A 7,170-nucleotide genomic window follows, 5' to 3' on the forward strand; every position below is an offset into this window, starting at 1 on the left:
GTGGGTGGAGGGGCGCTGGTCGGCTTCGTAGCCCCAGGGTTTGCGGGTGACGCCGAAGTCGGTCCAGGTGCCCGTGAACCGGGTCGCTTCGATGAGGGTCTGGTAGCCCATGTACTCGGCGAAGGACTCGTTCAGCCAGATGTCGTCCCACCAGCGCAGGGTGACGAGGTCGCCGAACCACATGTGGGCCATTTCGTGGGCGATGACCATGGCGCGGGTCTGGCGTTCGGTGTCGGTGACGGCGGAGCGGTAGACGAACTCGTCGCGGAAGGTGACCAGGCCGGGGTTCTCCATGGCGCCGGCGTTGAATTCGGGGACGAACGCCTGGTCGTAGGAGTCGAAGGGGTAGGGCTCCTCGAACTTCTCGTGGTAGCGGTCGAAGCAGGCGCGGGTGATGTCGAGGAGTTCCTCGGCGTCGGCGTCGAGGTACCGGGCGAGGGAGCGGCGGCAGTGGATGCCGAAGGGGAGGCCGCGGTGTTCGGTGCGTACGGAGTGCCAGGGTCCTGCGGCGACGGCGACGAGGTAGGTGGAGATCAGCGGGGTGGGGGCCGCCTTCCACACGCCCTCCCCCACGTGCTCGGTGATGCCGTTGGCGAGGACGGTCCAGTCTTCGGGGGCCTTGACCGAGAGTTCGAAGACGGCTTTGAGGTCGGGCTGGTCGAAGGCGGCGAAGACGCGCTGGACGTCTTCCATGAACAACTGGGTGTAGAGGTACGTTTCGCCGTCGGTGGGGTCGGTGAAGCGGTGCATGCCCTCGCCGGTGCGCGAGTACCGCATGCCGGCTTCGATGTTCAGTTCGTGCTCGCCCGGGGCGAGGTCCTTGAGAGGCAGCCGGTTCTCGTCCAGGGTGTCCAGGTCGAGGTGGTGTCCGTCGAGGCGGGCGTTGCGCAGCTCGGCGGGCTTGAGCTCGACGAAGGTGTCCTCGGCCTCGAGGTCGCTCCGTACCGTGAAGTGGATGACGGTACGGGAGTCGAAGATCTCGTCGCCGCGCGTCAGGTCGAGTTCGATCTGGTAGCGGTGGACGTCGAGGAGCCGGGCACGGGTCTGCGCTTCGGCGCGCGTCAGTACGGACATGGGGACATGCTGCCTGATGGGTGGGGCGCGGCGCAGGTGAGGTCTGGTTCCCGGCGGCTGCCTCGGCCTCACGAGGTCTTCGGGGGCCTGCGCGGTCCTACGCCTTCCTGCGCGCCTTCCTACGTCTGCCTACGCCGTCTGGTCGTGTTTGCATACGGCGGGCCGAGGAGGCGGTACCCGGGCGTCGAGGCGCGGGCCGGATTCAGGGGGCTGGTTCGGGGACTGGTTCATGATCTGGCTCGGGGACTGGTTCATGATCTGGTTCGGGGTCTGATCCGGGGGCGGTAATTCCTTTACCAGGGCCCGGAGTTCGCGTACTTCCTGTTTCAGCCACAGGTATCGCTGGTGGGCGTCGTACAGGTAGCGCACCTTGGTGCGCAGGGTCCAGGGGTCGATGGGTTTCATGACGAGGTCGGCGACGCCGAGCCGGAAGGCGGTGGTGGTGAGTTCGGCGTCCGGGCCGAAGCCGGTGACCAGGATGATGGGGATGTGCTGGGTCTGTTCCAGGCGGCGCATGTAGCGGACGACGTCGAGGCCGCTGACGTCGGGCATGTGCACGTCGAGGAGGAGCAGTGCGACCTGGCCTCGCAGGACTTCCTTGAGGGCGGCGTCGCCGCTGGTGGCTCGCGCCAGCCGGTAGCCGAGCGGGGCGAGGGCGCTTTCCAGCGCGTAGAGCGTCTCCTCATGGTCGTCGACGATGAGGATCTTGGCATCCGACGGCATTGCGCGAAGTCCCCTCGCTTGGACAACCAGATAGTGCCCGGACCGGCTGACAGGGAGTGCCCACAAACTGACATGGAGTGCTCCGCGAAGGATGCCTCATTTCGGCGCCGAGGCCGAGGGGGTATGCGGACAATGGCGCGAGAAGTGGGGTCAGCCGGTAGAAACACCGTTGCCGTCGGGATGGCTGGGGGTGCGGCGCCGCTCCCCTGTTACCGCACGGTTGTCACCGCACGGTGTTCGTGTTGTCCGCGATGCTTTCGTGGTGCCGGATGACCTCGGCGATGATGAAGTTGAGGAGTTTCTCGGCGAACGCGGGGTCGAGTTTTGCGTTCTCGGCGAGCGTGCGCAGTCGGGCGATCTGCTGGGCTTCGCGGGCCGGGTCGGCGGGCGGCAGCTGGTGGGCGGCTTTGAGGTGGCCGACCTGCTGGGTGCATTTGAAGCGTTCGGCGAGCATGTGGACGACGGCGGCGTCGATGTTGTCGATGCTGTCGCGCAGCCGGGCGAGTTCGGCGCGGATGGCGGGGTCGACGTCTCCGGTTCCGTTGTTGCTGGTGGTCATGGGAGTTCACCCTACGGCGCGGGCGTGCGTTCGATCATCGGTGGATCGTCGGGGTCGGGTACCTGGTTGCTCCAGCCGCCGGGCACCGTGCGGCCCTGCTGCTCCCTGAAGCGCACCGGGGCCATGCCGACGCGGCGTGTGAACAGGCGGGAGAAGTACGCCGGGTCGTCGTAGCCGACCCGTCTGGCCACCGCCGCGACGGGGAGGTCCGTGGCGGCGAGGAGTTCCTTGGCGCGGCCGAGGCGGATGCCGAGGAGGTAGTCCTTGGGGCTGCAGCCGGCGCCGCGGCGGACGGCGGTGCGCAGTTCGGCCGGGGTCATGCCGTGCCGGGCGGCGTGGTCGGCGACCGTCAGCGCCTTGAACGCGTCGCGGGCGAGGGCTTGCAGGACCTGGTCGCCGTCGGGGGTGGTGTCGGCGCGGGCGCGGCGCAGGGTGACGAGGAGTTCGTGGACGGCGGCGCTGGTCTCGACTTCGAGGAGGGGGTTGCCGCGGCGTGCGGCGCGGGCGATGCGGCCGACGGTGGCGCGGGCGGGGTCGGCGTCGGAGAGGGGGACGACGGGGCGGCCGGGTTCGATGTAGCCGAGCTCGGTGTACGTCTGCGTGACGGGTCCGGTGAAGTCGACGAAGCACTCGTCCCAGCCGGTGGCGGGGTCGGGCGCGTAGTGGTGCGGGACGCCCGGGGTGAGCCAGAGCAGGGCGGGTGCGGTGACCGTCGTACGGCGTCCGTCGGCGCCCTGGAACCAGCCGCCGCCCGCGCTGACCACGACGGCGACGTGATGGTCGAGGGTGCGCGGGCCGACCGTGGGCAGGGCCCCGTACTGGAGGCCGACGCCGAGGCAGACGAGGCCGAGTTTGTGGTGGGCGGGGCCGGGGCTGAAGAACCGCATCCAGGTGTGGTACATCCGCTTCCGCTCCTGCCCGTAGGTCCAAACAGTGCTGATCTTTGTCCATGGACCCGGCCGCCGCCAGGGGTGAGGGTGGGGCTCATGAACCAGTTCACGGTCGGGGAAACGGATTTTCTGCTGGACGGGCGGCCGGTGCGGCTGCTGTCCGGTGCGCTGCACTACTTCCGGGTGCACGAGGCGCAGTGGGGGCACCGGCTGGCGATGCTGCGGGCGATGGGCCTCAACTGCGTGGAGACGTACGTTCCGTGGAACCTCCACGAGCCGCGACCGGGCGACTTCCAGGACGTGGAGGCGCTCGGCCGGTTCCTGGATGCCGCCCAGGAGGCGGGGCTGTGGGCGATCGTGCGGCCGGGCCCGTACATCTGCGCCGAGTGGGAGAACGGCGGCCTGCCGCACTGGCTGACCGGTGAGCTGGGCGCCCGCGCCCGGACCAGGGACGAGGAGTTTGTGCGGCATGTGGACCGCTGGTTCCGCCGCCTGCTGCCCGAGGTCGTGTCCCGGCAGATCGACCGCGGCGGCCCGGTGCTCATGGTGCAGGTCGAGAACGAGTACGGCAGTTACGGCTCCGACCAGGTGTATCTGCGGTGGCTGGCCGACCTGTTGCGCGCCGAGGGCGTGAGCGTTCCCCTCTGCACCTCGGACGGTCCTGAGGATCACATGCTCTCCGGCGGCAGTGTCGACGGCATCCTGGCCACGGCCAATTTCGGGTCGCACGCGCGCGTGGCCTTCGAGACGCTGCGCCGGCAGCAGCCGACGGGGCCGCTGATGTGCATGGAGTTCTGGTGCGGCTGGTTCGACCACTGGGGCGGGGAACATGTCGTACGCGACGCCGGGGACGCCGCGGACGCGTTGCGGGAGATCCTCGAGTGCGGGGCCTCCGTCAACCTCTACATGGCGCACGGCGGGACGAACTTCGCGGGCTGGGCGGGCGCCAACCGGGGCGGTGGCGCGCTGCACGACGGGGTGCTGGAGCCGGATGTCACGTCGTACGACTACGACGCGCCGATCGACGAGTTCGGCCGGCCCACGGCGAAGTTCTGGGAGTTCCGGTCCGTGCTCGAGGCATACGCGCAGGGACCGCTTCCCGAACTCCCGTCCGCACCGGCTCCGTTGGGCTCGTCCGCCACGGTGGACCTCCCCGAGTGGGCGCCCCTGTCCGCCGTACTGGACACGCTCGGCGGTCCCGAGACCGAGCAACCCGTGCCGCCCACCTTCGAGGAACTCGACGTGGACCGAGGACTGGTCCACTACTCGGTCGACGTGCCGGGTCCCCGGCAGCCGTACCCGCTGACCCTGCGGGGGCTGCGGGACCTGGCGGTGGTGTACGTCGACGGGGTGCGGGCCGGAGTGCTCACCGAGGACGACGTCCAGCTGAAGGAGCCTGTCGCCGGGCACGCGCGCGTGGAGCTGTGGGTGGAGTCGCTCGGACGCGTCAACTACGGGCCGCGGTCCGGAGAGCCGAAGGGCATCACCGGAGGTCTGCTGCACGAGCGGCAGTATCTGCACGGGGTACGCGCGCGTGGCCTGCGTCTGGACGCGTTCGACGCCGGCGTCGACGAGGTGCCCTTCCGGCCGACGACCGGGCCCGACGGCGCGCCCGGCCTGTACCGCGGCACGGTCACCGTGAGCGGCGCGGGGGACGCCCGCCTCGAACTCCCGGGCTGGACCCGGGGCTTCGCCTGGATCAACGGCTTCAACCTGGGCCGCTACTGGTCCACGGGCCCACAGCACTCGCTCTACGTCCCGGGTCCTGTGCTGCACGAGGGCGAGAACGAGGTCTGGCTACTGGAACTACAGGGCGACTCACTGACTGAGCCACCGGCACTACGGGCCCCGTAGGGGCGCGGGGAACTGCGCGACCAGCCACAACAGACCCGCAGCCGCCTACAAACCCAAACCCACCACCCCCGAAGGCGCCCCACACAGCCGAACCGCCGGAGGCTTATCGTGGAAGTCGGGATCAGGGCCTCTTGGGGGTGCGCGGGCGTGGCGAACGGCGGTCCGGTCGAGCATGGCTACCCGCACCTGGACACGGTGCGGGCGGCGATCACCGCCCTGTACAAACGGCTCTCGTACGACACCATCCACACCTTCGACACCAGCGTGGTCCCCGCCGACGTGGCCTTCGCCGACCATGACGACCTCTACCTGGGCACCCAGCGCGTGGCCCGCGAGCTGGTCCAGCACTACCGGCTGCCGGACGCCCGCATGATCGTCAGCTTCCGCGAGATGCACCACGCGGCGAACGTCGAACTCGCCGCGGGCCCCGAGTACTTCATCGAGCTGAACGACCGGTTCCGCACCCACCGCAGGGACATCGGCGCGGCGCTCGCGCACGAGGTGATGCACGTCTACCTGCACCGCCTGGACCTGTCGTTCCCGGGCACGCGCGACAACGAGATCCTCGTGGACACGGCGACGACGTATCTGGGCGCGGGCTGGCTGTTGCTGGACGCGTTCCGTGAGGACGGCGCCTCCTCCCAGAAGCTCGGCTATCTGACCCCGGAGGAGTTCGGGTACGTCCTGGCCAAGCGGTCCCTGGTCTTCGGTGAGGACCCCTCGACGTGGTTCACGAGCGCGCAGGCGTATACGGCGTACACGAAGGGTATGGCGAAGGCCCGCCACGACGAGCAGCAGCCTCCGCTGACCGCGGCCGGCTGGGCGGGCCGCCGCCGCTACGCGAAGGACCGCCGCCACGCCCAGGACCACCACGGCCGGCCTGTCGGCGTCCCGTACGACTTCACTCCCGACAATCACGGTCCGCTGCGTGTGTCGTTCCCCTGCCCGACCTGCCATCAGCGGATCCGGGTGCCGGTGCGGGGCCGGGTGCGGGCGCGCTGCGGCCTGTGCCGCACGGTGCTGGAGTGCGATACGTAGCCCAGTGCGACGTATGGGCGACGTCACATAATTTATGGCAAAACGCTTTGCTTCGGGCAGCCCTGACGGGCGAAGGTCGAAGCATGAACATGCACGATCTGGCGGCAGGTCTGTTCACCGCCGTGTACGAGCCCGACGAGGACGCGGTCGTACGGCAGCTGCGCGCGGGCGCGAGCCCGGAATCCGTGGACGAGGACGGCCAGACGGTCCTGTACCTGGCGGCCATGAACGACGCGCCCGGTGTCGTACGCCTGCTCCTGGCGGCCGGAGCCGCACCGGACCGCCTCAGCGCGGGCACCGACTCGCCGCTGTGCGGGGCGGCCTGCGGCGGGCACACGAAGGTCGTACGGGCCCTGCTGGCGGCCGGTGCGCGGCCGGATCTGGTGGAGGAGTTCGGGTTCACGGCCCTGACCTGGGCCGTGCAGCGCGGCCACGCGCCCGTGGTGGCGGAACTCCTCGCCGCAGGCGCGGACCCGGACCGTCCGGGCCCCAACGGCGAGCCCCCGCTGGTGACGGCCGCGCGCCGCGGCTCCCCCGGCTGCGTACGCGCCCTGCTGGCGGCCGGGGCGCGGGCCCGGTCCGAGGCGCTGGTCGAGGCCCGGCGCTGGCTGGCCCTCGACGTGGAGGCGGAGTTGCGGGCGGGCCTGGAGCGCACGCACGGGCCCGGCCATGAGTACGTCACCCACCGCTTTCCGGAGGACGGCGGCGTAACCGTCCAGGTCGACATGCTCGTCGACGGCCGCCCCACCTCGGGCAACGACCAGCAGACCGGCCACGCGGCCATCGTCACCCTCCTGGAGACGTCGCTGGGCATCGCCGCCCCCGCCCCGGAGCTCGCCGACCGCGCCCTGCGTGGCGGCGACCCCGACAACGACGACTGGACCGAGGCGGTGACCGCGCTCGCGCGGCGCGGCGACGAGGAGACGTTCCGGGCGGCGGCCCTGTGGTGCGGCGACAGCGCGGCCCCGTTGCGGCAGGCGTTCGGGGCGGATGTGCTGGGGCGGCTGGGGACGGAGGGCGGGGACGGGCCGG

At 70.5% G+C, this 7,170-nt stretch carries 7 protein-coding genes; 3 read left to right on the forward strand and 4 right to left on the reverse strand.

Going from position 1 to position 7,170, the window contains the following annotated elements; translation table 11 throughout:
• From G5C60_RS48520 to G5C60_RS48535, 4 genes are all read right to left on the reverse strand, one after another.
• On the reverse strand, window positions 1-1,074 hold a 1,074-nt coding region (locus G5C60_RS48520), incomplete at its 3' end, for a M1 family aminopeptidase (protein ID WP_277611493.1).
• Between the two features lie 129 nt (window positions 1,075-1,203).
• Window positions 1,204-1,797, reverse strand: a complete 594-nt coding sequence (locus G5C60_RS48525; protein ID WP_165270348.1) for a response regulator — start codon at window positions 1,795-1,797, stop codon at window positions 1,204-1,206.
• Window positions 1,798-2,020: 223 nt separating this feature from the next.
• Window positions 2,021-2,356, reverse strand: coding sequence for a chorismate mutase (locus tag G5C60_RS48530; protein WP_165270350.1), 336 nt, complete (start codon window positions 2,354-2,356; stop codon window positions 2,021-2,023).
• Window positions 2,357-2,367: 11 nt separating this feature from the next.
• Window positions 2,368-3,258 (reverse strand): helix-turn-helix domain-containing protein, encoded by an 891-nt coding sequence (locus G5C60_RS48535; RefSeq protein WP_165270352.1) that lies wholly within the window; start codon window positions 3,256-3,258, stop codon window positions 2,368-2,370.
• Between the two features lie 84 nt (window positions 3,259-3,342).
• Here G5C60_RS48535 and G5C60_RS48540 point away from each other — a divergent pair, with 84 nt between their 5' ends.
• The 3 genes from G5C60_RS48540 to G5C60_RS48550 form a co-directional block, all read left to right on the forward strand.
• Entirely contained in the window at window positions 3,343-5,100 is a 1,758-nt protein-coding gene (locus G5C60_RS48540; protein WP_165270354.1) for a glycoside hydrolase family 35 protein, read from the forward strand.
• 147 nt (window positions 5,101-5,247) lie between these two features.
• The gene (locus tag G5C60_RS48545) at window positions 5,248-6,138 is read left to right on the forward strand and encodes a hypothetical protein (RefSeq protein WP_165270356.1); all 891 of its coding nucleotides are present in this window, start codon (window positions 5,248-5,250) and stop codon (window positions 6,136-6,138) included.
• Between the two features lie 83 nt (window positions 6,139-6,221).
• Window positions 6,222-7,170, forward strand: a 949-nt coding sequence (locus G5C60_RS48550; protein WP_165270358.1) for an ankyrin repeat domain-containing protein, incomplete at its 3' end; no start/stop codon positions are given.

This window comes from Streptomyces scabichelini, assembly GCF_011045015.1.
GTDB classification, from domain to species: Bacteria; Actinomycetota; Actinomycetes; order Streptomycetales; family Streptomycetaceae; genus Streptomyces; species Streptomyces scabichelini.

Bases quoted from the DNA above. Each gene is read 5' to 3' on its own strand.
- G5C60_RS48525 (WP_165270348.1), bottom strand. From the start codon at position 1,797: ATGCCGTCGGATGCCAAGATCCTCATCGTCGACGACCATGAGGAGACG.
- G5C60_RS48530 (WP_165270350.1), bottom strand. From the start codon at position 2,356: ATGACCACCAGCAACAACGGAACCGGAGACGTCGACCCCGCCATCCGC.
- G5C60_RS48535 (WP_165270352.1), bottom strand. From the start codon at position 3,258: ATGTACCACACCTGGATGCGGTTCTTCAGCCCCGGCCCCGCCCACCAC.
- G5C60_RS48540 (WP_165270354.1), top strand. From the start codon at position 3,343: ATGAACCAGTTCACGGTCGGGGAAACGGATTTTCTGCTGGACGGGCGG.